Source organism: Streptomyces sp. NPDC055287, assembly GCF_053646035.1.
In genome coordinates this window covers 69,363-94,135 of record NZ_JBSHNE010000007.1, presented here as the reverse complement: position 1 = coordinate 94,135, position 24,773 = coordinate 69,363, and the positions used below count along the sequence as shown (strand labels likewise).

Here is a 24,773-nt window from a genome sequence, read left to right as displayed (position 1 = left end):
TTGCCGGGCCTGTTCTGTGGGCTTGCCGTCTGTATCCGGCGGCGCGGGGGACCGCCGGATACAGACGCTTTCGCATGTCATCTGTGAGCTGTCTGGTGAGCTGTCAGCCGTGAGTTGTCCCGCTGCTGGTTGTCCCGCCGAGACCTCGGCCCAGGAGCCCCAGCACCGGGCGCAGCCCCGATGGCCGTTCCTCGGCCGGCAGGTGGTCCACGAAGTGCACGGCGCACCCCAGTTCCGCCGCCCCGCCGTCGGCGCGGGGGTCGTCGCCGACCATCAGGATGTCGCGCGGATCGTGGCCGAGCGCCTCACAGGCCACCCCGAAGAGCCTCGGATCCGGCTTCTGGACGCCGTACTCGTACGACAGGACGTAAGCGTTCACCCACACGTCCAGGCCGTGCGCCCGGAAGACGGGCCGCAGGTCCCACCCGATGTTGCTGACGACGGCGACGCCGATGCCCCGCCGCCGAAGTTCACCGAGCACCTCGGCGGCGTCCGGGTACGGGCGCCAGGCGGCCGGAGTCATGTGGCGCTCGTACAGTGCGTCGTACAGGCGCGCGTCGGGCAGCGCGACCTCGCGGGCGAGACCCGTGTACGCGGCGCGGTGCCGCTCCGCGCTCTCGTCGCGCGTCGCCCACAGCTCGGCCAGATGTGACGGCACCCGCCGCGGGTCGGCCCCGCCGGGCAGCGCCCCCGCCGCCTCCAACTGCTGTGCGCACCGGGCGAAGTCGTCCGGCGGGAGGGACAGTCCCTGCTCGTCGAGAGCGGCGCGAAGCCACACCTCGGTCGGCTCGATTCTGAGCAGCGTGCCGGAGAAGTCGAAGAGCGCGCCCTTGAACGTCATACGGATGATCCTTCCCGGGAAGCGACGAGGCGACCGTACGCCACCGCGGAGAGCGCCACGAGGGCCGCTCCCAGCAGCCAGCCGCCCACCACGTCGGACACCCAGTGCACCCCCAGATAGAGCCGCGTGACACCGACCCCGATCCAGGACGCCGTCCCCACCACCAGAATGGCGGTGCGCAGTCCGGGAGCCGCGCCGCGCAGCGAGAGCAGCCACACCATCAGCCCGCAGGTGACCATCGCCGTCATCGCGTGGCCGGAGGGCCAGGCGGAGAAGTGCGCGGTGTCGACCGGATCCGGCCACACGGGCCGCTCACGGCCGACCGCTCCCTTGAGGACCTGCTGCACGAGCGTGCCGACCGCACTGGTGGCGGCGATCCAGAGCGCCAGGAGCCGTTCCCCCCGGCGGAGCAGCCACAGGAAGGCGACGGCCACCAGCGCACGCATCGTCCACGGGTCCCACACCCAGTCGGACAGAATCCGGTTGGTCCGGGTGACGGCGGGATGACCGACGGCCGAGTCGTGCAGGGTGTCACCGACCGAGCGGTCGAGCGAGATCAGGGGGCGCCACTCGACCACGACGAGCAGCAGAAGGAGGACGGAGAGGGCGGTGAAGACGACTGCCGCGAGTACGGGCGCGGGACGGGCGGGGCGGGACGAGGGGGCCGGCTGGGAGGAACGCATGGAAAGATCCTCGCCCACGGCCGTACTCCGGGGCCAACCTCCCGCTTGTCGCACGGCCGCTAGCCGCTCAGCGCGCTGAGCCCCGGCACGAACGCGACCAGCAGCGGTACGGCGGGGACGAGGGACGCCGCGGCCGTCAGCCGCAGCCTGTGGCCGGCGGTGAGCCGGGGAGCCGCCGCCAGCAGCCGGTCGACACGCAGCGGCAGTTCGGCGTGCGGTGTGGGACACGGGCCGAACACACCGCGGTCCTCATTGAGTTCGACCAGGGCCAGGGCGATCGTCAGCCGCCCGAAGCGCCGAGAGGCCACGTCGTCGGCGGCCAGCTCCACCAGCCGGTGCATCTCGTCGCGGAACGCCGCGAACACTGGAACCTGCGGGAAACCGATCGCGAGAGCGGACGCACAGTGCAGCAGCCAGTCGTGCCTCGCCCGCACATGCCCCTGCTCGTGCGCGAGTACGGCGTCGAGCTGGCGCCCCTTCAGGCGCCGCAACGCGGCCGTGGTGAGAACCAGCCGGGGCGCGGCGCCCGGCAGCCACCACGCGTCAGGGCGCTCACCCTCGAGTACGACGAGCCGGTCACTGCCGGGCTCCTCACCGGGCAGCAGCGGGGCGCGCACGAGCAGTTCCGCCCGGCCCCGCGCGCGTCGTACCCGCGTCCTGCGGATCTCCCGGGTCAGCATCGCCGCCGTCCACGCGCCGCCGCAGGCCAGCAGCACCGCGATGACCGCGGACCAGGGCCCGTACGCGGCAAGGGCGTACGCCTCGACCACTCCGTGCGGGGCGGGTGCGAAGACGTGGCCCCGCACGGCCTGCCAGGCGGCGGCGGCACTGAACGTCATCGAGAGACCGAAGCACAGCAGCACCCCCGCCACCACGCACTGCCACACCCACAGGGCCACCACGGGCTCGCGGTCCCGCCAGTCGGCACGCGACATCAGCCGCGGGGCCGCGACGGCGGCGACGACACCGAGCAGCAGAAGCGCGAGGGAGACCGTCATGGCTGCCAGCCTATGAGCGCGACCCTACTCCCGGGTATGGTCTCGGCGCGCAAGTGACGCAGGACACCGTTCTGGCCCGGCGCCTCAGAGCGTGAGCAGCATCGCGATCATGCCGATGCCCATGGACAGCCGGCACGCGAGTGCCAGCTCCGGCCGGGCGCCACAGCCGACCTCACTTGTCCCGCCCACGCCCGCGCCCGCGCCCGCTCCCGCTGTCCGCGCGGCCACCGGCATGAGCCGCACTCCCGAGCGCAGGACGTACGCGGCGTAGTAGAGCAGCAGCGCGCCGGTCAGCAGCGGGATCCCGCCGGCCGGGTAACCGGCCGCATGGCCCGTGTGCACGGCGCCCGCGCTGCCGGGTGCCATCACCCACGCCATGTAGACCATGGCCAGCGACCCTATGAGGTGGTGGGCGCGGTGCCCGTGAACGGCGCTGCCACGGGCCTTCCAGAGCGCCCACAGGGCGGCCCCGCCGAAAACGGCGGCGTACAGCATCCATCCCCACACCGGTGGCGCGAGCACAGCGGCGGGCACGGCCATCGCCGCCATTCCGAACCCCATCAGCGCCTCGCCGGCCGCTCCCTCGCGGTGTTCCCCTCTGCCGCTGCGCAGACGCAGCAGGCAGTACGCGCCGGTCGCGGCGCACAGCGCCACGAGCAGCCAGCCGGACATCGTCTGTCCGTGCACGGCGTACCTCCCCGGATCGACGGTGTCCTCCCGTCGATGCCCGCCCGTGCACCCCCGTACGCGAGCGCACGGGGGTGCACGGGGGGCACGCCGGGGTCAGGGGCGGTAGCGCAGCGGATGGTCCGCAGGCACCTCGACGACCGCGATGCGCACCCCGTCGGGGTCGGCGATCCACATCTCGATCAGCCCCCACGGCTCCTTCACGGGCGGGCGCAGCACGTCGACGCCGCGCACCGACAGTTCGTCGTACGCCGCCGCCGCGTCCGCGACCTGGAGCCACAGCTGGAGGGCGGGGGAGGGAGGGGCGTCGGAGCGGCCGGAGACCTCCAGGAAGCCGCCGCCGAGGAAGTACACCGTCCCGCGCTCCGGGCCCGTGCCGAATTCGCGGTACACGGGAAGCGCCAGGGCCTCGCCGTAGAACGCGCGGGAACGCTCGGGATCCGTAGGCCGCAGAAGCGTCCTGCTGCTCAGTACATGCACCATGCACCCGGACCTTAGCGCGCGTTAGGCTCGGGGCGCCCGACCCGAGACGTACAGATCTGGAGAGCGCCCCTATGGAGACCACCCCGCGCCCGGCCGCCGCCGAGCTCACCTTCCGCGACGCGACAGAGGCCGACACGGAGGCGCTCGTCGCGCTCATCGAGTCGGCGTACCGGGGGGACACGAGCCGGGCGGGCTGGACCACGGAGGCGGACATCCTCGAAGGGCAGCGGACCGATCCCCAGGGCGTCCTCGATGTGATCAAGTCGCCGGACAGCCGGCTGCTGACGGTCGAACGGGACGGCACGCTCGTCGCCTGCTGCCAACTCGAACACCGGGGGGCGGCGGCGTACTTCGGCATGTTCGCGGTCCGCCCCGAGATGCAGGGCACGGGCCTCGGCAAGGTGATCATCGCTGAGGCGGAGCGGACCGTCCGCGAGAGCTGGGGCGCGAATGAGATGCACATGACGGTGATCTCCGTGCGCGACGACCTCATCGCCTGGTACGAGCGGCGCGGGTACCGCCGTACGGGGCGGATGACTCCGTTCCCGTACGGCGACGAGCGCTTCGGCGTTCCGCAGCGCGACGACCTGGAGTTCGAGCTGCTGGTCAAGGCACTGGGCTAGGCGGGCGCTGGTGCGGCCACGCGCCGTCCGTACTCCGCGCGCCGTACGCCGCCCTCCGCGCTGTGCGGTGAAGCGGCCCCGTGGCTATGCGGTGAAGCGGCCCGTGCGGCGGATCTCCGGGTAGTCCGTCGTCGCGCCGTCCAGCTCCAGTGCCCGCACCAGCCGCAGGTGGTCCTGCGTGTTCACCACCCAGCCGATGACCCGCAGCCCCTTCGCGTGCGCGCGTTCCACCGTCTCCAGAGTCAGCCTGCGGATGTTCAGGGCGAGCGTCGCCGCGCCCACCGCCTCGGCGCGGTCCACCACGTCGTTTCCGTACCGGCTGGCGATCAGTACCGTCCGTACGCCGGGGACGAGCGAGGCGATCTCGGCGACGGCCTCGTCGTGGAACGACGACACCTCCACGCGGCCCGCCAGATCGCGCCGGAGCATGACGTCGGCGAGCGCCCGCGCCGCCGCACTGTCCTTGATCTCCGCCTGGAGCGGCGACTTCACCGCGTCGAGGACCTCTTCGAAGAGCGGGACGCGCTCGCCCTGCCCGGCGTCGAGTCCCCGCAGTTCCGCGAGGGTCAGGTCGGCGATCGCGCCACGCCCGTCGGTTGTACGGTCCACTTCGGCGTCGTGCATCACGACGACCGCGCCGTCCTTGCTCAGATGCAGGTCGAGCTCGATGGCGTCCATGCCGGCCTGCTCGGCACGGACGAAGGAACGGAGGGTGTTCTCCGGCTCGACACCCATGACCCCACGGTGACCAATGGTGAGGAAACTCAAGGCAATCTCGCTTCCGTCGACAGCGGCTCCCGGGCAGCCTAACGGCCCGCCTCCAAGAGGGAACCCGTCTCGCGCGGGGAAGCGGAGTGCTCGGCTCGGGCGCCGGCGATGCCGAGGATCAGACCGGTGATCAGGGCGGCGACAAGGACTGCACGGGTGCTCACGCGGTACGGCTCCAGGGGATCGGAGAGGACCGGCCGAAGACCGGAGGCCGTTCGGAGGCCGGTCGGAGGCGGATCGGAGCGGGCGGCTCCCCCTCCGTCCTACCGCCACGGGGTGGTCATCCGCGACCCGCATCACTCGTGCGTGGGCGCGCCCTGGGCGTGTTGACGCGGCGCCGCACCGCCCAGTCGCTCCAGATCGGCCAGCATCGCCCCGGCCAGTTCCAGCTCGGCCAGATGCTGCCGCTCGCTCCAACGAAGCGCCACCTGAGGGTGCGCCCACTCCGCCACTCCTTCGGCGTGGGCGAGAGCGTCCCGTACCTCCTTCAAGTCGCCTCTCGTACGGGCGATATGGTCCGCCACGCGCGCGTGCAGGCGCTGCGGGTCCGCCAGATGCCCCAGCCAGACGCGCAGTACGAGAGAGTGCTTGAGAACGGGCGGGCCCGCGTCCCCGGAGCCGTCCGCCCATTCGGCGAGCGCCGCGCGGCCCGTTCCCGTGATCGCGTACCGGCGCTTCGCGCGCGGCTCCTCGGGGCCCGAGCGCCGGGAGGCCGCGTAACCGAGCGACTCGAGCCGGCGCAGCTCCGCGTAGATCTGGCTGATCGCGGGCGACCAGTAGAAGAAGCGCAGTGAGGCGTCCGCCCACTTCTTCAGCTCGTAGCCGGTCCGCTCGCCCGGAAAGGAGAGGAGGCCGAGGACCGCCCAGGCGGTGGGCGGGAGTTCGGGGTCTTGCTTCTTTGGCACCTGACGACTAGTCATATGCCTAATTGAAATAGGCGCAGCCCTCTGGACGCAACCCCTGGACGCACCCCGTGGAGGCACCGTGAAGTTCTCCGTCATCTTCGAGGCCCAACTGGCCGATCCCACCGTCGAGCGCGAGCACCAGGTCATCCGCGACAGCGTCGAACAGGCGGTGCTCGCCGAGCAGGTGGGCTTCGACCGGATCTGGGCCGTCGAGCACCATTCCCTGAAGTGGTACGCGCACATGTCCGCCCCGGAGATCTTCCTCACCTGGGTGGCAGCGCAGACCACGGCCATCCGCATCGGCCACGGCGTCGTCTGCATGCCGTTCAACTTCAACCACCCCGCCCGCGTCGCCGAGCGCGCCGCGATGCTCGACCTGCTCTCCGGCGGGCGGCTCGACCTCGGGGCCGGGCGCGGTGGAACGGAGCAGGAGACCTCACTGTGCGGCGTCGACCGGGACCGCACGGCGCAGGAGGTGGAGGAGGCGCTGCGGATCATCGGCAAGGCGTGGCAGGAGGACGAACTCGAGTACCACGGCGAGCTCATAGACATTGCCCCGCACCCGATCCTGCCGCGCCCCCGGCAGACCCCGCACCCTCCGCTCTTCCTCGCGTGCAGCCGTACCGAGACCCTCACCCAGGCCGCCGAACTCGGTGTCGGAGCACTGGTGATGGGCTTCGCGGGACCCGAGTCGATCGCACGGATGCGCACGGCGTACGACGCCGCGCTCGCCGCCCGCACCCCGGAGCGTCTGGTCTCGACCGTCGTCAACGATCACTTCTCGGTGCTCTGCCCGACGATCGTGCTCGACGACCGCGACGAGGCCCGGCGCATCGGGACCCGCGGCCAGCGCTTCTTCGCCCAGTCCATCGGGCACTGGTACGGCGGCGCGGGCCTCCCGGACGAGGCGGTCGTCGAGGGCGCCGACGAGGCGGCCGAGATGCGCAAGGCCGCCGAGCAGGTCGTCGCACGGCTCCATGAGCACCACATCCCCGTACGCCCCGCCGCCACGGACACGTTCAACGCCGACCACGCCTACGGCACGGCCGACGACGCCATCGCCTACGCCGAGCGTCTCCGCGACGCCGGCGCCGACGAGATCATGTGCCTGATCCAGATGGGCACCGTCCCGCAGGAGGCGTGCCTGGAAACGCTCCGGCAGTGGGGCGAGAAGGTCATCCCGCACTTCAGGGAGGGTGGACGATGACCACCGGACCCGACCGCGGCACACCCGGAACCGGACCCGACCGCGGCACACCCGGAACCGGCCCCGACCGCGGCACACCCGGAACCGGCCCCGACCGCGGCACACCCGGAACCGGACCCGACCGCCGCACGCCCGAAACCGGCACCCCCGACGGCCGCACGCCCCAAGCCGGCACCCCCGACCGCCTCACCCCCGAGGCCAGGGCCCTGGCCGACCTCCTGGCTGCCGCCTTCCCGGACCTGGGCGGGGCCGTGACCGACGCCGTCGAGGCCCGGCGCGTCATCGGCGCGATAGCGAGGCCGCCGGTGGAGCCGCCGCCCGTGGGCTCGGTGGAGGACCGCACCGTCCCGGGTGCCGAAGGCGCTCCGGACGTACCGGTGCGGATCTACCGGCCCGGTCCGCCCGCCGAGCCCGGCCGCCCCCGCCCGACCGTCGTTCACTACCACGGGGGCGGCTGGGTCCTCGGCGGTCTGGACACCCACGACACGTCCGTACGCGAGCTCTGCCGCGCCTCGGGCGCGGTGATCGTCTCCGTGGACTACCGCCCGGCGCCGGAGGCCCGCTTCCCCGCCGCTGTCGACGACGCGTACGCCGCCCTGCTGTGGGCCGCGGACCGCGCCGGGGAGCTGGGAGGTGATCCGCAGGCCCTCGTCGTCGCGGGCGACAGCGCGGGCGGCACCCTCGCCGCCGTCGTGGCGATCGTCGCGAAGGAGCGCGGCGGTCCCGCCCTCGCCCTCCAGGTGCTCGTCTATCCGGCGACCGACGCGGGGCAGGAAACCGGCTCCTACCGCGCGAACGCCACCGGCTACTTCATGGAGGCCGCGGCACTGCGCTGGTTCTGGGAGCAGTACCTGGGCCCGGGCGGTGACGGTGGTCACCCCCACGCCTCACCGCTGCGGGCGGCCGACCTGTCAGGCCTGCCGCCCGCGCACATCGTCACGGCGGGCTGCGACCCGCTGTGCGACGAGGGACGGGCGTACGCAAGGCGGCTGCGGACCGCCGAAGTGCCGGTCACCGAGAGCCATTACGCCGGAATGTTCCATGGGTTCTTCGCCTTCCCGGCGCTCCTGGCGGACGCCCGGGACGCGCTGAGCGGCGTGGCAGAAGCAATCGCCCGTACGGCAAAAGACAGGAAGAATGGCGGCGATCACGGGGGCTCGGCAGGATAATTTACTGAGACTGGGCTTGAATGGGAGAGCTGAAGACCTATACGGTGCCTTGACGCGAGGTTCTCCCGTGGAGGAAGTGACATGACGGAAATTCTTGTGCAGGACACAGTCGCCGACGGCATATCCGGTGCCCGGCGCGTGGTCGAGCACGCTGCCTGGCTCGAGCTCAAGAATGCCGTGGAGGCGATCCGGCCCTGGCAGTCGGCGGACGGCTCCATCGACTTCGACGCCGATGGAGCACCGACGCGCGCCACGGCGGAGGCGACCGTCGACCGCGTGATCAACGCGGTCGAGGAGCTCGCGCCGCTGCTGCCGCACAACGCGGCGTACCACAGCGCTCTCGTCGCCGACCTCCGCAAGTGGGCCGCCGACGGCTTCGTCGTGCCCGACTTCCTGGACTCGCTGCTCGCCTTCCAGCCCGCCCAGCAGCGCGCGGACGGCCTCGAGCACCTGGTCGTCTTCCCCATGTACACGCAGAACGGCAACCCGGACCGCAACTTCGAAGCGGTCGTGCTCCGTATGGTGTGGCCCGAGTGGCTCTCGGAGCTGGAGCGCACCCGCTACGACAACCCGCTGTTCCTCGGCATCACCTTCGAGGACTTCACCCCCGGGTACGACACCCACTCCGCCGTGCTCTTCCCCGAGACGATCGCCGTCCGGGAAGCCCCCGAGCGCTTCACCTGGGGCGGCATCTTCTGTGACCGCGAGGCGGCCCGTTTCCGCCGTGTCACCGAGGCCTCCGTCGACATCCTGGGTCTCGAGCTGCCCGACGACATCCGCGCGATGGTGTCCGACCAGCAGCGCTGCCAGGACGCTTTCGTCCTGTGGGACATGGTCCACGACCGCACCCACAGCCACGGCGACCTGCCCTTCGACCCGTTCATGATCAAGCAGCGCCAGCCGTTCTGGATGTACGGCCTGGAGGAGCTGCGCTGCGACCTCACCGCCTTCAAGGAGGCCGTGAAGCTGGAGGCCGAGGGCAACGCGCACGGCCGTGACGTCCAGTACGCCGTGCTGTTCGACCGGATGTTCCGCTTCCCGGTCAGCGGTGACCGCAACCGCAACTACGACGGTCTCGGCGGCCAGCTGCTCTTCGCGTACCTGCACAAGCACGACGTGGTGCGCTGGACCGACAACACGCTCAAGATCGACTGGGAGCGGGCCCCGCAGGTCACCAACCAGCTCTGCGCCGAGATCGAGGACCTCTACCGGGCCGGCATCGACCGCCCCAAGCTGGTCCACTGGTTCGCCGCGTACGACCTGGTGTCGACGTACCTCGCTCCGCACCCCGGATCCCGCTGGGCCAAGGGCCCCGACGCCCTGGACCTGTCGCTGCCGCCGCGCAAGCTCGTGGACGATGTGCTTCCGGACGAGTTTCCGCTGAGCATGTTCTATGAGGCCCTTTCCAAGAAGCTGAAGAACGTGATCGCCTCCACCAAGGGGATCACCGCGGCGAGTGCCGAGCGGGTGGCCGCGTGAGCCATCGCGACCAGGAGGCGACGACCATGACAAGCAGCATCGGCAACAGCAACGGCGGGCCGCTGGAAGGCGCCGTGATCGCGGTGGCCGGAGCGGGCGGGCCGGCCGGTCGCGCGACCCTGCTCAGGCTGGCCGAGGCAGGTGCGATCGTGGTCGGCTCCGACGCGAACCCGGCGCGCCTCGCCGAGGCCGTCGACGCCGCGCGGTACGCCCACGGGGGCGCCACCGTCACCGGTGACACCGTGGACCTTCTCGACCTCGCCGCCACCCGTGAGTGGGCCGACAAGACCGAGAAGGAATTCGGCCGGATCGACGGCATGGTCCACCTCGTCGGCGGCTGGCGCGGCAGCGCGACCTTCGCCGAGACGGACCTGGCCGACTGGGACCTGCTGGAGAAGCTGCTGATCCGTACGGTCCAGCACACCTCCCTCGCCTTCCAGGCGCCGCTCCTGCGCAGCGACCGCGGCCGTTACCTGCTGATCAGCGCGGCAGGCGCCTCCAAGCCCACCGCGGGCAACGCCGCGTACTCCGCGTCCAAGGCCGCGGCCGAGGCGTGGACCCTGGCGCTCGCCGACGCGTTCCGCAAGGCGGGGGGCGAGGATGGCCCCCGTGCGGCGGCTGCCATCCTGGTCGTCAAGGCACTGGTGCACGACGCGATGCGCGCCGAGCGCCCGAACGCGAAGTTCGCGGGCTTCACGGACGTCAAGGAACTGGCCGAGGCCATTGCCGGGGTCTGGGACCAGCCCGCCAGTGAAGTGAATGGACAGCGTCTGTGGCTGACTCCCAAGCCGTGAATCCGGACCCGACGCACGCGGCGAAGACCGACGCGCGACGGCACCACGACCCGCGGGTGCGCGGTTTCGCGAGTGACAACTACGCGGGAGCCCACCCCGAGGTGCTCGCCGCTGTCGCCCTCGCCAACGGCGGCCACCAGGTGGCCTACGGCGAGGACGACTACACGGACAACCTCCAGCGGATCATCCGCAGCCACTTCGGCGGCCGGGCCGAGGCCTTCCCCGTCTTCAACGGGACCGGCGCCAACGTGGTCGCCCTCCAGGCGGTCACCGACCGCTGGGGCGCGGTCATCGCCGCCGAGACCGCCCACATCAACGTGGACGAGGGTGGCGCCCCGGAGCGGATGGGCGGCCTGAAGCTGCTGACCGTACCGACGCCGGACGGCAAGCTCACGCCCGAGCTCATCGACCGGCAGGCGTACGGCTGGGAGGACGAGCACCGCGCGATGCCGCAGGTTGTGTCGATCACCCAGAACACCGAACTCGGCACGGTCTACACGCCTGCCGAGATCCGGGCGATCTGCGAACACGCGCACACGCACGGGATGAAGGTGCACCTCGACGGGGCCCGGATATCCAACGCGGCGGCCTCGCTCGACGTACCCATGCGGACCTTCACCAACGCCGTCGGCGTGGACATCATGTCCTTCGGCGGGACGAAGAACGGCATGCTGTTCGGTGAGGCGATCGTCGTCCTCAACCCGGACGCGGTACGCGCCATGAAGCACCTGCGCAAGCTGTCGATGCAGCTCGCCTCCAAGATGCGCTTCGTGTCGGTGCAGCTGGAAGCGATGCTGGCCCGCGACCTGTGGCTGCGCAACGCCCGCCACGCCAACGCCATGGCCCAGCGGCTCGCCGACGGCGTCCGCCAGGTGGACGGCGTCGAGATCCTCTATCCGGTGCAGGCCAACGCCGTTTTCGCGCGGCTGCCGCACGACGTGAGCGAGCGGCTCCAGCAGCACTACCGCTTCTACTTCTGGAACGAGGCCGCCGGCGACGTCCGGTGGATGTGCTCGTTCGACACCACCGAGGACGACGTGGACGGCTTCGTGCAGGCGCTCAAGGAAGAGATGGCCGGGTAGCCGGACCCACGGCACTCATTGAATAAGTATGCGATCGACCGAAAATTCATTGACTGGCGGTCGGTCGCATACTTACGCTCCGCACCATGGAGCTGATCCAGGAAAACCCTGACCTGGCCGCCTACTTGGCCGCCGACGACGTCATCGACCATGAACACCCACTGGTGCGGAAGACGGCGGACCGGCTGAGCCCCGGGGCGCCCAGTGCATACGCGACACCATCCCGCACTCCCACGACGCGGGCGACACACGCGTCACCTGGCGCGCCTCGGACGTGATCGCGCGGCGCACCGGGATCTGCTACGCCAAGGCCCACGCCCTGACCGCGCTGCTGCGGGCGGAGGGCATCCCGACCGCCCTGTGCTACCAGCGGCTCGCGGACGACGACGGCTCGAACCCCGCGGTCCACGGCCTCGTGGCGGTCAGGCTTCCCGGGCACGGCGCCTGGCTGCGCCAGGACCCACGCGGCAACAAGCCGGGCGTCGACGCCCGGTTCTCGGTGGACGGCGAGCAGCTGGCCTTCGCCGTACGTCCGGAGCGCGGCGAAGCCGACTACCCCGTGCTGTACGCCGCACCCCATCCGGCGGTCCTCGGCGCTCTGCGGGCCGCCCCGGACCGGCCGCACCTCTGGCGGACGCTCCCCGCCGCCCTCTGACCCGCTCGGTCAGCCGGCCTCGCGCACCTGCGCGGCGGTCGGCGCCGTACCGCCCAGGTGCGCCGGCACCCACCAGGTGTCCTCGGCGTTCTTCGGGCGTACGGGATACGCGCGCTGGGCGGCCTCGAGCAGCTCCTGCACGCGGCCGCGCAGCCGGCGCGTGATGGCGCCCGCGAACTCGTCCACGGGTGCTTCCATCGGCTCGCCGACCCGTATGGTCACGGGGATGTGGTTGCGGCCGAAGTTGCGCGGCTTGCCCTTGGTCCAGATGCGCTGGGTGCCCCACAGCGCCATCGGGATCAGCGGAACGCCGGCCTCCTGGGCCATGCGCGCCGCACCCGACTTGAAGCTCTTGAGCGTGAACGACTCGGAGATCGTCGCCTCCGGGAAGACGCCGATGATCTCGCCCGAGCGCAGCGAGTCGAGGGCGTGCGCGTACGCCGCCTCGCCGCGCTTGCGGTCCACGGGGATGTGCTTCATGCCGCGCATCAGCGGTCCGGAAATCTTGTGGCGGAAGACCGAGTCCTTCGCCATGAAGCGCACCAGGCGCTTCTGCGGCAGCGCGCCGAGTCCCGAGAAGATGAAGTCCAGGTAGCTGATGTGATTGCTCACCAGCACGGCGCCACCGGTGCGCGGGATGTTCTCAGAACCCTGCGTGTCGATCTTCAGGTCCAGCGCCTTGAACAGGGTGAGTGCGGCACCGATGACCGGTCGATAGACGAGTTCTGCCATGTCAGGGGTGACCCTTCTGTGCCCGGGGAGGGCTCTCCCGGCGAGGTTACGCAGCCGTAGGTTTAGCGGCGTTGGGCAGATCGTGCCCCATGAGAGGCCGAGTAGCCAGTCCTGGCGGCGTTCATACGCGAGATTCTCGTCACGTACGGAAACATCAGGAATCGTCTGTCTGTGGTGAACGCTGGAACAAAGACGCGGGAAGAGGCAGAGATCAACGGGAGGCGGAACGTGCCAGGACGCGACGGCGGTACGCGGCTGGGGGCGGCCGAACTGGGCGCGGAACCGGGGGAGCGGGCGACCCTCGTGCAGTTCTCGAGCGCGTTCTGCCAGCCCTGTCGCGCGACCCGCAGGACCCTCGCCGAGGTGGCGGACATGGTCGAGGGCGTTGCCCATGTGGAGATCGACGCGGAGGCGCGACTCGAGCTCGTACGCGAACTCGGCATCGTCGCCACGCCCACGGTGCTCGTGCTCGACGCGGGCGGCCGGATCGTACGAAGAGCCTCCGGACAGCCGCGCCGCGCCGACGTCATCGCCGCGCTCGGTCGCGCCGTATGAGCGCAGTGACACGCGTCCCATCGTCCGGAACCGGCTTGACTGCACCGGCCACGCATCGCCAGGCTGACCGTGTGCCGTCAGAACTCCTTCTCCCCGGGCGGGCCCCTGCCGACCTGGCCCGCGACGCGAGTGCGCGCTGTCCCGGTGCCTGAGCACCGACGGGCCCGCATCCATCCGCCACGGAAGGACACCGAGGACAGCCCCATGACGGTTTCACCCGATCTCGCCGTGCCGCGCCGTGCCGCGCCGCAGCCGCTCGAAGGCTCTCCCGAGCTGTTGCGCTCGGTCTTCCGGCAGCACGCCGCCGGCGTCGCGGTGATCACGGCGCAGGGCGTGCGCCCCGTCGGTTTCACCGCCACCTCGCTCAACTCCGTCGCCGCCGATCCGCCGATGATCTCCTTCGGCGTGGGCACGGGGTCCTCCAGTTGGCCGGTCCTGGCCGAGGCGGAGCACATCGGCGTCCACGTACTCGCGGAGGATCAGCAGGACCTGGCCGCGACGTTCGCCCGCAGTGGCGCCGACCGTTTCGCGCCGCCGACCCGGTGGCGTACGGGACCCGAGGGGGTGCCCGTGCTCGACGGCGTACTGGCGTGGCTGGTGTGCCGTGTGGTGGCACGGGTGCCGGCGGGGGATCATCGGATCGTGCTCGGCCAGGCTGTCGCCGGAGACCCCGCCGGAGGCGGTCGGCCGCTGCTGTACCACCAGGGACGCTTCAACGCGCTGAGGGACTGAGAGTTCCCCGTGTCCGCCGATTACACAGCGTTGGCAAGGTCACAGTTCAAAGCGCTTGCTTACAGGGAATGCACTGGATGTACTGACGAGTAATATTCCAGTCGGAGCGGGGTTGGCCCCGACCGGGAACCGCCCCTTCAGGCGCCTATGCTGCCTGCAACGAGGCAGTCAAGAAATAGACGATGCAGTAGGAGAGCCGGCGTGAGCTTGAGGATCGTTGTCTGTGTGAAGTACGTGCCCGACGCCACCGGCGACCGGCACTTCGCCGATGACCTGACCGTCGACCGCGACGACGTCGACGGCCTGCTGTCGGAGCTCGACGAGTACGCCGTCGAGCAGGCGCTGCAGATCGCCGACGAGGCCGACGACGCGGAGATCACCGTGGTGACCGTCGGTCCCGAGGACGCCAAGGACGCCCTGCGCAAGGCGCTGTCCATGGGTGCCGACAAGGCCGTCCACGTCGAGGACGACGACCTGCACGGCAGTGACGTCATGGCCACCTCGCTGGTGCTCGCCAAGGCCATCGAGAAGACCGGTTACGACCTGGTCATCGCAGGTATGGCGTCGACCGACGGCACCATGGGTGTCCTCCCGGCGATCCTGGCCGAACGCCTGGGCGTCCCGCAGGTCACGCTGCTCTCCGAGGTCTCCGTCGAGGACGGTGTCGTCAAGGGCCGCCGTGACGGCGACGCCGCGAGCGAGCAGCTCGAGGCTTCCCTGCCGGCCGTCGTGTCCGTGACGGACCAGTCGGGCGAGGCCCGCTACCCGTCCTTCAAGGGCATCATGGCCGCCAAGAAGAAGCCGGTGGAGTCCCTGGACCTGGACGACCTGGAGATCGACGCCGACGAGGTCGGCCTCGCGGGCTCCTGGACCAAGGTCGACTCCGCCACGGAGCGCCCGGCACGCACCGCGGGCACGATCGTCAAGGACGAGGGCGAGGGCGGCAAGCAGCTGGCCGAGTTCCTCGCGGGCCAGAAGTTCATCTAGGCCCGCGCGCCCCCCAGCTGACCCCATCCTTCTTCTTCGCACTCGCAGGAGAGCATTCCCATGGCTGAAGTTCTCGTCTACGTCGACCACGTGGACGGCGCCGTCCGCAAGCCCACCCTCGAACTGCTGACGCTCGCCCGCCGCATCGGCGAGCCCGTCGCCGTCGCCCTCGGCGCCGGCGCCGAGGCCACCGCCGCGGTGCTCGCCGAGCACGGCGCCGTCAAGGTCCTCACCGCTGACGCCCCCGAGTTCGCCGACTACCTCGTCGTACCGAAGGTGGACGCGCTCCAGGCCGCGTACGACGCCGTCTCCCCGGCCGCCGTGCTCGTGCCGTCCTCCGCCGAGGCGAAGGAGATCGCGGCCCGCCTCGCGGTCCGTATCGGCTCCGGCATCATCACGGACGCCGTCGACCTGGAGGCCGGCGACGAGGGCCCGGTGGCCACGCAGGCCGTGTTCGCCGCCTCGTACACCACCAAGTCCCGCATTTCCAAGGGCACCCCGGTCATCACCGTGAAGCCGAACTCGGCGCCCGTCGAGGCCGCCCCGGCCGCCGGCACCGTCGAGGCGCTGTCCGTCTCCTTCGGCGAGAACGCGACCGGCACCAAGGTCGTCTCGCGCACCCCGCGCGAGTCCACCGGCCGCCCCGAGCTGACCGAGGCCGCGATCGTGGTCTCCGGCGGCCGCGGTGTCAACGGCGCCGAGAACTTCCACGTCATCGAGGCGCTCGCCGACTCGCTCGGTGCCGCTGTCGGCGCCTCGCGCGCCGCCGTGGACGCCGGCTGGTACCCGCACTCCAACCAGGTCGGCCAGACCGGCAAGTCGGTCTCCCCGCAGCTGTACATCGCGTCCGGCATCTCCGGCGCCATCCAGCACCGGGCCGGCATGCAGACCTCGAAGACGATCGTCGCCATCAACAAGGACGCCGAGGCCCCGATCTTCGACCTCGTGGACTACGGCGTGGTCGGCGACCTCTTCGCGGTCGTCCCGCAGCTGACCGACGAGGTCAACGCGCGCAAGGGCTGACCTGCGCAGCAGCAGCGAGCAGCAGTACGCCGGGGCCGTGTGGTGATCTTCACCGCGCGGCCCCGGCCGCTTTCCGGAGACCATTGACGCAGGTCACGACCGGCCGTTAACTTCGCCATGCGGATTGTTGATTCCGTGCAGCGGAAAACTGGAGGGTTGGTAATGGGTCAGCAGGAGAAGGTGGCGACGAGCCTCGCGGGCGCGGTCAGCGAGGGCATCAGCGCCTCCCTCGTACCGGTCGACGAGGAGCTGGCCCGCCGTTACCCGGGAGACCCGGGCACCCGCCAGCCCGTGCACACCGTCTACGTACCCGGTGACGTCTTCGCGGCCGACACCATCCGCTCCTGGGGTGACCAGGCACTCAGGGCGCTCGACGAACACGCCCCCGACGCCGCCTCCTTCGCCGAGGTCCTGGGCCTCTCCGACGACCTCGCGGAGCCGGTGTACGACCGCGTACGCGCCAAGCTGGAGCGCGAGCCCATCGAGGACCTGCGCGTCGACTTCGAGGACGGCTACGGAGGCCGGACCGACGCCGACGAGGACGCGCACGCCGCCCGCGCCGCCCGCCTGATCAGCGAGGCGTACGCCAACGGCACGGCAGCCCCGTACATGGGCATCCGCATGAAGTGCATGGAGGCGGCCGTACGCGACCGCGGCATCCGCACCCTCGACATCTTCCTCACCGGCCTGATGGAGGCCGGCGGCCTGCCCGACGGGCTCGTCCTCACGCTCCCCAAGGTCACCTACCCCGAGCAGGTCACCGCGATGGTGCGGCTGGTCGAGGAGTTCGAGAAGGCGCGCGGCCTGGACGCGGGCCGGATCGGCTTCGAGATCCAGATCGAGACCAGTCAGTCCATCCTCGCCGCCGACGGCACCGCCGCCGTGGCCCGGATGATCGGCGCTGCCGAGGGCCGCGCCACCGGACTGCACTACGGCACGTTCGACTACAGCGCCTGCCTCGGCGTCAGCGCCGCCTACCAGGCCAGCGACCACCCGGCCGCCGACCACGCCAAGGCCATCATGCAGGTCGCCGCAGCGGGCACCGGCGTACGCGTCTCGGACGGCTCGACCAACGTCCTGCCGGTCGGCAGCACCGAGCACGTCCACGAGGCCTGGCGCCTCCACTACGGCCTCACCCGCCGCGCCCTGGCCCGCGCCTATTACCAGGGCTGGGACATGCACCCGGCGCACATCCCGACCCGTTACGCGGCCGTCTTCGCCTTCTACCGCGAGGGGTACGAGCAGGCCGCCGCGCGCCTCGCCGCGTACGTCAACCACGCCGGCGGCGACGTGATGGACGAGCCCGCCACCGCGAAGGCGCTGAGCGGCTACCTGCTGCGCGGCATCGACTGCGGCGCCCTGGACACGGCCGAGGTCGCCCGGCTCACCGGCCTCACCCGCGCGGACCTCGACGGCTTCGCGTCACCGCGCCGCGGAGACCTCACGGCAACGGCCAAGTAACAGCCGCGAACAGCCTCCGTCGCTGTCACGGCTGCCCCGTACTCTGTACCCGGTCTCAGTCGGCACAGTGGAACAGAGGAACGGGGCAGCGGTGGCTACGGGGGAGAACGAGCGGTTGGCCGGCCGCTACCGGGTGGTCGAGCAGCTCGGCAAGGGCGGCATGGGCGTCGTCTGGCGCGCCGTCGACGAGGTGCTCGGCCGCGAGGTCGCGGTCAAGGAACTGCGTACGTACAACGACTCGTCGGCGCCCGAACTGGACGGCCTGCGGATCCGGATGCAGCGCGAGGCGCGAGCCGCCGCGCGCGTGCGCCATCCCGGGGTCATCGCCGTCCACGACGTAGCCGAGCACAACGGCCGCCCGGTCATCGTCATGGAACTCGTCGACGGGCCCTCCCTGGACGACGTACTGAGCGAACGGGGACTGCTGGACCCGCGCGAAGCCGCGTCCGTCGGCGCCAGGGTGCTCGAGGCGCTCGCCGCCGCGCACCAGGCCGGGGTGCTGCACCGCGACGTCAAGCCGGGCAACGTACTGCTCGACCGCAACACCGGACGGGTGGTTCTCACCGACTTCGGGATCGCCGCGATGGACGACCCGGGAGACGGCTCGGCGACGCACCTCACCCGCAGCGGCGAACTGGTCGGCTCCCTCGACTACTTGGCGCCCGAGCGTGCCCAGGGGCAGGAACCGGGGCCCGCGTCCGACGTCTGGGCGCTCGGCGCGACGCTGTACGCGGCGGTGGAGGGCGGCTCTCCGTTCCGCCGTACGTCGACCTGGTCGACGCTGAACGCGATCGTCGTGGAACCGCTGCCCGAGCCCCGTCGCTCGGGGCCGCTCGGGCCCGTACTCCAGCAACTGATGGCCAAGGACCCGGCGCAGCGCCCGGACGCCCGGGCGGCGGCCCGGCTCCTCGCGGCGGTTGCGGCCGGCCAGGACACGCCCGGCCAGGACACGCCCGGCCAGGACACGGTGGCGCTCGGCGGCCGTGTCCGCGGCGGTGGCGTGCCCCGCGAGGGGACGGTGCGCGATGTGCTGCCACACCGGCCGGAGGGATTCGGCCCGGTGGCGAGTCGGCAGCCCGCACAATCGGTCGCACAGCACGCGCAGCCCGCCGCACAGCACGCACAACCGCCCGCACAGCACGCACAGCCCGCCCCGGACGCCGCGCCCGCGGCGTCCCCGGCCGGCCGCCTTCCGGAGCGCGGGCGAGGACGCGGCAGAGCGGCCCTGGTGGCGGCGGGTGTCGCGGCGGTCCTGCTGGCCGGTGGTGGCGTCTCGTACGTCCTCGCCGACCGTACGGAGGCGAAGTCCGGCGAGTTGGCGAAGGGAGCTGCGGAGAGTGAGCCGCCCCGGGGCCTCGACCGGACACCGGCCGGCGACGAGCCGGCCGCCACGAAGAAGCCGGCCGCGGCCGAGCCGTCCGGGGACGCCGACAGGAGCCCGAGCGCGGACGGGAAGAAGCCGGGCGCCGGCGACGACGGCGACGCCGACGGCGGGAAATCCGGTGACTCCGACGGCGATGCGGCCGGGGACTCCGGCAGCGGCACTTCCGGTACGTCCGTCTCCTCCGGCGGTTCGAACACCTCGGGCGGGGCCGATGACCCGGGCAGCGCGGCGATCGGCGGGTCCGGGAGCGGCGGCGCGACGGCCACGGCCGGCGGCGGAAGCGGTGGCGACCCCGCCCCTGAGCCCGTCTGCCACGGCATCGGCGACGGCAAGTACAACTGCACGGTCTGGAAGACCGCGACGTCGTACACGGCCTCCGGCGCCCAGGCCGGTGTCCTGAACGCGGGCACCAACTACTTCTACTGCCAGCAGAATCTAGGCCGCCGGGAGACCTCCGGCGAGTGGACGAACGTCTGGTGGGCGAAGACCGACGACGACAGCGGGAACGCCGGCGTCTTCGTCAGCGACGTCTACATCAAGGGCGGCAGGAACGACGAGCCGGTTCCCGGCCTGCCCCTGTGCTGACCCGGCCGCGCGGCTCTGAGGCCCGGCCGCGCGCCCCTCAGAGCGTCCACGGCGGAATCTCGCCCGACCCGCGCGCGATGAGCCGCGTCGGCAGCTCCACGCGCGCGGGGGCGTCGTTCGCGCCGTCGAGGCGGCGGAAGAGACGGTCGGCCGCGGCGCGGCCCAGCAGGGCGGCGTCCTGTGCGACGACGGTGAGGCCGGGCTGGAGCAGGTCGGCGAGTTCGATGTCGTCGAACCCGACCAGCGCGACGGGACGCTCCCGGGCGGCGAGAACCCGTACCGCCGTCACGGTCACCCGGTTGTTGCCCGCGAAGACAGCGGTGACGGGATCGGGGGCGTCCAGCATCGCGGTGACCGCCTCCCGCACCCGCTCGGGAGCCGTGCTGCCCAGTGACACCCACGCGTCGTCGGTCGGCAGCCCGGCCTCCTCCATCGCGGCGTAGTAGCCGCGGAGCCGCTCGTTGGCGGTGTGGATGCGCGGCTGGTCGCCGATGAAGCCGATACGGCGATGGCCGTGCGCGATCAGATGGGCTACGCCCTCGCGCGCGCCGCCGAAGCTGTCGGAGAGCACCACGTCCGCGTCGATCTTCCCGGCGGGGCGGTCCACGAAGACGGTGGCGACGCCCGCCGCGATCTCCGGCTCCAGATAGCGGTGGTCGTCCCCCGCCGGGATCACGATCAGTCCGTCGACCCGCCGGGCGCACAGGGCGAGCACCAACTCCTGTTCGCGGGCGGGGTCCTCGGCGCTCGATCCGTTGATGAGGAGGGCGCCGTGGGCGCGGGCGACTTCCTCGACGGCGCGGTTCAACGGCCCGTAGAACGGGTCCGCGAGGTCTTCCAGGACGAGGCCGATGCTCGCGGTGCGGCCCTTGCGCAGGACCCGCGCGCTGTCGTTGCGGCGAAAGCCCAGTGCCTCGATCGCCTCCTGGACGCGCTGCTCGGTGTCGGGAGTGACGCCCGGTTCGCCGTTCACGACGCGCGAGACCGTCTTGAGGCCGACACCGGCGCGGGCGGCGACGTCCTTCATGGTCGGCCGGATGCCGTAACGGAGCTCCGGGCGGCTTTCGGTCTCGGCCACAGTGCGATGTCCTGTCGTAGTCGGGTGCGGTCGGCGTGCTAAGGCTGTGGCGTCGAGCATAGGGCCTGGACAACGTTGTCAACTGAATGGAGACTGGCTCTGACCTGCCACACCCCTGCCTCGCCTGGAGACCCGACACCGATGCACACCGACCTCGTCGCCGCTCTCGACATCGGCGGCACCAAGATCGCCGGCGCGCTGGTGGACGGTGACGGCCGGATTCTCCTGCGCGCGCAGCGGCCGACGCCCGCGCAGGAGGACGGCGAGAGCGTGATGGGCGCCGTCGGTGTGGTGCTCGATCAGCTGACCGCGTCCCCCCTGTGGGAGCGCGCCACGGCGGTCGGCATCGGCAGCGCGGGCCCCGTGGACGCCTCCGCCGGCACGGTCAGTCCGGTCAACGTGCCCAGCTGGCGCGACTTTCCGCTGGTCGAGCGGGTGAGCCGGGCGGCGGGGGGCCGGCCCGTCACGCTCGTGGGCGACGGTGTGGCGATGACAGCGGCCGAGCACTGGCAGGGCGCGGCCCGCGGTTACGACAACGCGCTGTGCCTGGTCGTCTCCACGGGCGTCGGCGGCGGACTGGTCCTGGACGGCCGGCTCCGCCCGGGGCCGACGGGCAACGCCGGCCACATCGGCCACATCAGCGTCGACCTCGACGGCGACCCGTGCCCGTGCGGCTCGCGCGGCTGCGTGGAACGCATCGCCAGCGGCCCCAACATCGCGCGCCGGGCCCTCGATCAGGGCTGGCGGCCGGGACCCGACGGTGACGTCACCGCCGCCGCGGTGGCGGCCGCCGCCCGCGCCGGAGACCCGGTCGCCGTCGCTTCGTACCGCCGGGCCGCCCAGGCGCTGGCCGCCGGCATCGCCGCCACCGCGACGCTCGTGGAGATCGAGATCGCCGTTGTCGGCGGGGGAGTCGCGGGCGCGGGCGACGTGCTCTTCGCGCCGCTGCGCCGGGCCCTGCGCGAGTACGCCACACTCTCGTTCGCCCAGCGGGTCCAGGTCGCTCCGGCTCTGACCGGAACCGACGCGGGCCTGGTGGGTGCGGCAGCCGCCGCCGCGCTCGGCGGCAAACCGGGCGGAGCGGCCACGTACGTCGGATAAGCCCTTGCCCGCGTCACCGCGCCCGTGCCAGCGTGGGCCCATGAACGGTGATCAAGAGCGGGACACGGCCCTCTCGCAGGCAGTACGGCTGCGCGAGGACGGCCGGGTCGCCGAGGCCCGCGCCCAGCTCGTGGCGCTGGCCGATCAGTATCCGCAGGACGCCGAGATCGCCTACCAGGCCGCCTGGGCGCACGACGTGCTCGGCCTGGAGCACGAGGCCGTGCCCTACTACGAACGGGCCCTGAGCGTCCCCGGCCTGCCCGCCGAAGACCGCCACGGCGTCTTCCTCGGACTGGGCAGCACCTACCGCGTCCTGGGCCGCTACGAGCCGGCCCTGCGCACCCTGCGCCGCGGCCTGGCGGAATTCCCCCAGGACCCGGCGCTGGAGTCCTTCCTGGCCATGGCGCTGTACAACACAGGCGAAGGCCGCGAGGCCGTACGGACGCTGCTCAGGGCCCTGGCGGCCACGAGCGGCGACCCACGGGTGCGGAGCTACCGCCGCGCCATCGAGCAGTACGCCGACGACCTCGACGCCACCGAGCAGCCGTGAGCGCCACGGCGGCCTAGCCCCGGCCCTGCGAGCCGGCTTCCGCGGCCCGCTGCACCACGACCACCAGGAACGCGTCCGCCTCCAGGTCCATCACGACCTCCGCCGGACACCCCTCCGCCCGCCGTGCCAGGGCGAATTCCTCGGCCGGCCAGCTGCCCCTGGGGCCGCCGGCCGGGAACTGTTCCAACACCATGCGACTCATGCCGCACCCCGCTCCCATGCCTGTCGAACTCTTGCTCCGGTTCCCCCAACGAGACTCCGCGCGCGTGCGTCACGGTTCCCGCATCCCGCCGGGGCACCCTCTCCCTCCGTACGACGCCACCCGTGCCCCGCACCGTTGCCCCTGGCATGCCACAGCATCGGCACGGTTGTGTGCCCAAACGGTCGCGGGCACGATGCGGTGACCCCGGGTTTCCGCGGCACGGTGCCGCGGGCAGGCCACAGGGGGCGACGGAAGAGGGGGAACCGTGATCGTCTGGATCAACGGTGCGTTCAGTGCGGGCAAGACCAGCGCCGCACGCGAACTGATCGATCTGATCCCGAACAGCACCTTCTACGACCCCGAACTGATCGGCGGGGAACTGCGCAACCTGCTGCCGCAGAAGCGGCTCGCGGAGGTCACCGATTACCAGGACCTGCCCATCTGGCGCCGCCTGGTGGTGGACACGGCCGCCGCGCTCCTCGCGGAAGTGGGCGGCGTGCTGGTGGTGCCCATGACGCTGCTGCGTCAGGAGTACCGCGACGAGATATTCGGTGGTCTCGCCGCACGTCGTGTCCCGGTGTGCCATGTGCTGCTGGCCGCCGACGAAACGATCCTTCGGGGACGGATCGCCGCCCGCGAGGAGCTGGTGGACGACCCCGAAGGCAGCGAGCGCGTACGGCAATGGGCGTACGAGCACATCGAGCCGTACCGAGCCGCGCTGTCCTGGCTCGCCGCCGACGCCCACGTCGTCGACACCAGCGCGCTGACGCCCGCCGAGACGGCCGTACGGATCGCCTACGCCGTACGCACCGGGGCCGCCGGGGGCTGCGAGATCGTGCAGACACCCGCACCGACCGCCGAGACCGTCGCCGCGGGCGTTCTGCTCTTCGACGAGGCGGACCGGGTACTGCTCGTCGATCCCACCTACAAGCCGGGCTGGGAGTTCCCCGGAGGGGTCGTGGAGCGCGGGGAGGCGCCCGCGCGCGCTGGGATACGGGAAGTCGAGGAGGAAATCGGGATAGAACTCGTCGATGTGCCGAGGCTGCTGGTCGTCGACTGGGAGCCGCCGCGGCCACCCGCGTTCGGCGGTCTGCGCCTGATCTTCGACGGCGGCAGACTCGACAGCGCCGCGGCCGGCCGGCTGGTGCTCCCCGGCTCCGAACTGCGCGGCTGGCGCTTCGTCACCGAGGAGGAGGCCGCCGGCCTGCTGCCGCCGAACCGGTACGAACGGCTGCGCTGGGCGCTGCGGGCCCGCGAGAGGTCAGCCGTGCTCAACCTCGAGGCCGGAGTCCCGGTCGGCTGATGCCCGCAGCAGGTCCGCCGTGCCCTCCGTCAAGGGGTCGCCGTGGCCGAAGCAGGCGGTGGAGGGGGCGAGCGCCGCCAGTCGGCGGAACGACTCCAGGGCACGCTCCCTGTCGGTGTTGAACACGCCCAGCATGACCTGGCCGACGCCTGCGACGCAGTCGCCCGTGAACAGCACACCGTGGTGCGGGAGATGGACGGCGATGCTGCCGTCCGTATGGCCGGGGGAGTGGACGGCCCGCGCGCCGTCGCCGAATCCCAGCAGGTCGCCGTCCTCGGCCTCCCGGTCCACCCGGGTGGGCGGGGCCGGCGGCACGGTCAGCCCGTGGGCGTACAGCGGCCGCTCCCAGTCCAGCAGTACGGGCTCGGGCAACGGCTGCTCGCCGCGGATCACGGGCGCGTCCAGCCGGTGGGCGACCACCTCGGCGCCGTACCGCCCCGCGAGTTCTCCGGCGGCGCCGACGTGGTCGCGGTGGCAGTGGGTGAGGACGATGCGGCGGAGGTTCTCCGGGCGCAGGCCCAGGCCCCGTATCGCTTCCTCGATGCCGGCCGCCGCGTCCCTGTGGCCGGCGTCGATCAGGGTCAGCTCGTCGCCGTCGCGCCAGAGGTACGCCTGGCCGATGGGGAAGCGGAACATGTGCAGACGGCCGGGGATTACTTCGAGTACGTCGAGATCCATGCGCCGAACATAGGGTCGGCCGCCCGCC

Annotated in this window: 27 protein-coding genes and 1 pseudogene; 16 read left to right on the top strand and 12 right to left on the bottom strand. The window is 71.8% G+C overall.

The features are described 5' to 3' along the window. Nucleotides 1-103: 103 nt before the first annotated feature. The 5 genes from ACWIHY_RS13850 to ACWIHY_RS13830 all read right to left on the bottom strand — a co-directional run bounded on the left by ACWIHY_RS13850 (nucleotide 104) and on the right by ACWIHY_RS13830 (nucleotide 3,692). On the bottom strand, nucleotides 104-841 hold the full coding sequence (locus tag ACWIHY_RS13850) for an HAD family hydrolase (protein WP_454375859.1): 738 nt from the start codon (nucleotides 839-841) through the stop codon (nucleotides 104-106). Further along, on the bottom strand, nucleotides 838-1,524 hold the full coding sequence (locus ACWIHY_RS13845; protein ID WP_454375858.1) for a phosphatase PAP2 family protein: 687 nt from the start codon (nucleotides 1,522-1,524) through the stop codon (nucleotides 838-840). Before ACWIHY_RS13845 ends, ACWIHY_RS13850 begins: the two co-directional genes overlap by 4 nt. A gap of 59 nt (nucleotides 1,525-1,583) precedes the next feature. Then, nucleotides 1,584-2,522 (bottom strand): M56 family metallopeptidase, encoded by a 939-nt coding sequence (locus ACWIHY_RS13840; RefSeq protein ID WP_454375857.1) that lies wholly within the window; start codon nucleotides 2,520-2,522, stop codon nucleotides 1,584-1,586. Nucleotides 2,523-2,606: 84 nt separating this feature from the next. Further along, on the bottom strand, nucleotides 2,607-3,209 hold the full coding sequence (locus ACWIHY_RS13835) for a DUF5134 domain-containing protein (protein ID WP_454375856.1): 603 nt from the start codon (nucleotides 3,207-3,209) through the stop codon (nucleotides 2,607-2,609). Nucleotides 3,210-3,305: 96 nt separating this feature from the next. After that, complete coding sequence (locus ACWIHY_RS13830) at nucleotides 3,306-3,692, bottom strand: VOC family protein (RefSeq protein WP_454375855.1); 387 nt, start codon at nucleotides 3,690-3,692, stop codon at nucleotides 3,306-3,308. A 71-nt stretch (nucleotides 3,693-3,763) separates the two neighbouring features. Between ACWIHY_RS13830 and ACWIHY_RS13825 the strand changes: the two genes are divergently transcribed. After that, complete coding sequence (locus ACWIHY_RS13825) at nucleotides 3,764-4,315, top strand: GNAT family N-acetyltransferase (protein ID WP_454375854.1); 552 nt, start codon at nucleotides 3,764-3,766, stop codon at nucleotides 4,313-4,315. A gap of 84 nt (nucleotides 4,316-4,399) precedes the next feature. On the opposite strand, the gene ACWIHY_RS13820 is transcribed toward ACWIHY_RS13825, so the two are convergent. The 3 genes from ACWIHY_RS13820 to ACWIHY_RS13810 form a co-directional block, all read right to left on the bottom strand. Next, nucleotides 4,400-5,083 carry a glycerophosphodiester phosphodiesterase gene (locus tag ACWIHY_RS13820; RefSeq protein ID WP_454375853.1) on the bottom strand — a complete coding sequence of 228 codons (684 nt, stop codon included), beginning with the start codon at nucleotides 5,081-5,083 and terminating at the stop codon, nucleotides 4,400-4,402. A gap of 38 nt (nucleotides 5,084-5,121) precedes the next feature. Further along, a complete protein-coding gene (locus ACWIHY_RS13815) occupies nucleotides 5,122-5,247 on the bottom strand; it encodes a hypothetical protein (protein WP_454375852.1) in 126 nt (41 codons plus the stop codon). 132 nt (nucleotides 5,248-5,379) lie between these two features. After that, the gene (locus ACWIHY_RS13810; RefSeq protein ID WP_454375851.1) at nucleotides 5,380-6,003 is read right to left on the bottom strand and encodes a PadR family transcriptional regulator; all 624 of its coding nucleotides are present in this window, start codon (nucleotides 6,001-6,003) and stop codon (nucleotides 5,380-5,382) included. Between the two features lie 64 nt (nucleotides 6,004-6,067). Between ACWIHY_RS13810 and ACWIHY_RS13805 the strand changes: the two genes are divergently transcribed. The 6 genes and pseudogenes from ACWIHY_RS13805 to ACWIHY_RS13780 all read left to right on the top strand — a co-directional run bounded on the left by ACWIHY_RS13805 (nucleotide 6,068) and on the right by ACWIHY_RS13780 (nucleotide 12,374). Next, nucleotides 6,068-7,195: an LLM class flavin-dependent oxidoreductase gene (locus ACWIHY_RS13805; protein WP_454375850.1), complete on the top strand. Its 1,128-nt coding sequence runs from the start codon at nucleotides 6,068-6,070 to the stop codon at nucleotides 7,193-7,195. After that, a complete protein-coding gene (locus ACWIHY_RS13800; protein WP_454375849.1) occupies nucleotides 7,192-8,364 on the top strand; it encodes an alpha/beta hydrolase fold domain-containing protein in 1,173 nt (390 codons plus the stop codon). The genes ACWIHY_RS13805 and ACWIHY_RS13800 overlap by 4 nt, the downstream gene beginning before the upstream one ends. A gap of 81 nt (nucleotides 8,365-8,445) precedes the next feature. Then, complete coding sequence (locus ACWIHY_RS13795) at nucleotides 8,446-9,843, top strand: DUF6421 family protein (protein ID WP_454375848.1); 1,398 nt, start codon at nucleotides 8,446-8,448, stop codon at nucleotides 9,841-9,843. Between the two features lie 26 nt (nucleotides 9,844-9,869). After that, the gene (locus ACWIHY_RS13790; RefSeq protein WP_454375847.1) at nucleotides 9,870-10,637 is read left to right on the top strand and encodes an SDR family NAD(P)-dependent oxidoreductase; all 768 of its coding nucleotides are present in this window, start codon (nucleotides 9,870-9,872) and stop codon (nucleotides 10,635-10,637) included. Further along, entirely contained in the window at nucleotides 10,634-11,719 is a 1,086-nt protein-coding gene (locus ACWIHY_RS13785; protein ID WP_454376045.1) for a threonine aldolase family protein, read from the top strand. Before ACWIHY_RS13790 ends, ACWIHY_RS13785 begins: the two co-directional genes overlap by 4 nt. 86 nt (nucleotides 11,720-11,805) lie before the next feature. Beyond that, a pseudogene (locus ACWIHY_RS13780) lies at nucleotides 11,806-12,374 on the top strand (transglutaminase-like domain-containing protein). A 9-nt stretch (nucleotides 12,375-12,383) separates the two neighbouring features. On the opposite strand, the gene ACWIHY_RS13775 reads toward ACWIHY_RS13780, so the two are convergent. Next, on the bottom strand, nucleotides 12,384-13,106 hold the full coding sequence (locus tag ACWIHY_RS13775) for a lysophospholipid acyltransferase family protein (protein ID WP_454375846.1): 723 nt from the start codon (nucleotides 13,104-13,106) through the stop codon (nucleotides 12,384-12,386). A gap of 228 nt (nucleotides 13,107-13,334) precedes the next feature. Here ACWIHY_RS13775 and ACWIHY_RS13770 point away from each other — a divergent pair, with 228 nt between their 5' ends. From ACWIHY_RS13770 to ACWIHY_RS13745, 6 genes are all read left to right on the top strand, one after another. Then, complete coding sequence (locus ACWIHY_RS13770) at nucleotides 13,335-13,661, top strand: TlpA family protein disulfide reductase (protein WP_454375845.1); 327 nt, start codon at nucleotides 13,335-13,337, stop codon at nucleotides 13,659-13,661. A 204-nt stretch (nucleotides 13,662-13,865) separates the two neighbouring features. Then, on the top strand, nucleotides 13,866-14,393 hold the full coding sequence (locus ACWIHY_RS13765) for a flavin reductase family protein (RefSeq protein WP_454375844.1): 528 nt from the start codon (nucleotides 13,866-13,868) through the stop codon (nucleotides 14,391-14,393). 201 nt (nucleotides 14,394-14,594) lie between these two features. Beyond that, a complete protein-coding gene (locus tag ACWIHY_RS13760; RefSeq protein WP_454375843.1) occupies nucleotides 14,595-15,380 on the top strand; it encodes an electron transfer flavoprotein subunit beta/FixA family protein in 786 nt (261 codons plus the stop codon). A 60-nt stretch (nucleotides 15,381-15,440) separates the two neighbouring features. Beyond that, a complete protein-coding gene (locus tag ACWIHY_RS13755; RefSeq protein WP_454375842.1) occupies nucleotides 15,441-16,403 on the top strand; it encodes an electron transfer flavoprotein subunit alpha/FixB family protein in 963 nt (320 codons plus the stop codon). A gap of 162 nt (nucleotides 16,404-16,565) precedes the next feature. Further along, nucleotides 16,566-17,864: a DUF6986 family protein gene (locus ACWIHY_RS13750; RefSeq protein WP_454375841.1), complete on the top strand. Its 1,299-nt coding sequence runs from the start codon at nucleotides 16,566-16,568 to the stop codon at nucleotides 17,862-17,864. A gap of 91 nt (nucleotides 17,865-17,955) precedes the next feature. Beyond that, nucleotides 17,956-19,833 carry a serine/threonine-protein kinase gene (locus ACWIHY_RS13745; protein ID WP_454375840.1) on the top strand — a complete coding sequence of 626 codons (1,878 nt, stop codon included), beginning with the start codon at nucleotides 17,956-17,958 and terminating at the stop codon, nucleotides 19,831-19,833. A 37-nt stretch (nucleotides 19,834-19,870) separates the two neighbouring features. Here ACWIHY_RS13745 and ACWIHY_RS13740 read toward each other — a convergent pair whose 3' ends face one another. Next, complete coding sequence (locus ACWIHY_RS13740; protein ID WP_454375839.1) at nucleotides 19,871-20,911, bottom strand: LacI family DNA-binding transcriptional regulator; 1,041 nt, start codon at nucleotides 20,909-20,911, stop codon at nucleotides 19,871-19,873. Between the two features lie 141 nt (nucleotides 20,912-21,052). Here ACWIHY_RS13740 and ACWIHY_RS13735 point away from each other — a divergent pair, with 141 nt between their 5' ends. Then, the gene (locus tag ACWIHY_RS13735; RefSeq protein WP_454375838.1) at nucleotides 21,053-22,012 is read left to right on the top strand and encodes an ROK family protein; all 960 of its coding nucleotides are present in this window, start codon (nucleotides 21,053-21,055) and stop codon (nucleotides 22,010-22,012) included. A gap of 40 nt (nucleotides 22,013-22,052) precedes the next feature. After that, nucleotides 22,053-22,562, top strand: a complete 510-nt coding sequence (locus tag ACWIHY_RS13730; protein ID WP_454375837.1) for a tetratricopeptide repeat protein — start codon at nucleotides 22,053-22,055, stop codon at nucleotides 22,560-22,562. 13 nt (nucleotides 22,563-22,575) lie between these two features. On the opposite strand, the gene ACWIHY_RS13725 is transcribed toward ACWIHY_RS13730, so the two are convergent. Beyond that, nucleotides 22,576-22,764: a hypothetical protein gene (locus ACWIHY_RS13725; RefSeq protein ID WP_214967020.1), complete on the bottom strand. Its 189-nt coding sequence runs from the start codon at nucleotides 22,762-22,764 to the stop codon at nucleotides 22,576-22,578. Between the two features lie 265 nt (nucleotides 22,765-23,029). Between ACWIHY_RS13725 and ACWIHY_RS13720 the strand changes: the two genes are divergently transcribed. Then, nucleotides 23,030-24,067 carry an NUDIX hydrolase gene (locus ACWIHY_RS13720; RefSeq protein ID WP_454375836.1) on the top strand — a complete coding sequence of 346 codons (1,038 nt, stop codon included), beginning with the start codon at nucleotides 23,030-23,032 and terminating at the stop codon, nucleotides 24,065-24,067. Here ACWIHY_RS13720 and ACWIHY_RS13715 read toward each other — a convergent pair. Next, on the bottom strand, nucleotides 24,026-24,745 hold the full coding sequence (locus ACWIHY_RS13715; protein ID WP_454375835.1) for an MBL fold metallo-hydrolase: 720 nt from the start codon (nucleotides 24,743-24,745) through the stop codon (nucleotides 24,026-24,028). The two genes, ACWIHY_RS13720 and ACWIHY_RS13715, sit on opposite strands and share 42 nt — an antisense overlap. Nucleotides 24,746-24,773 lie beyond the last annotated feature (28 nt).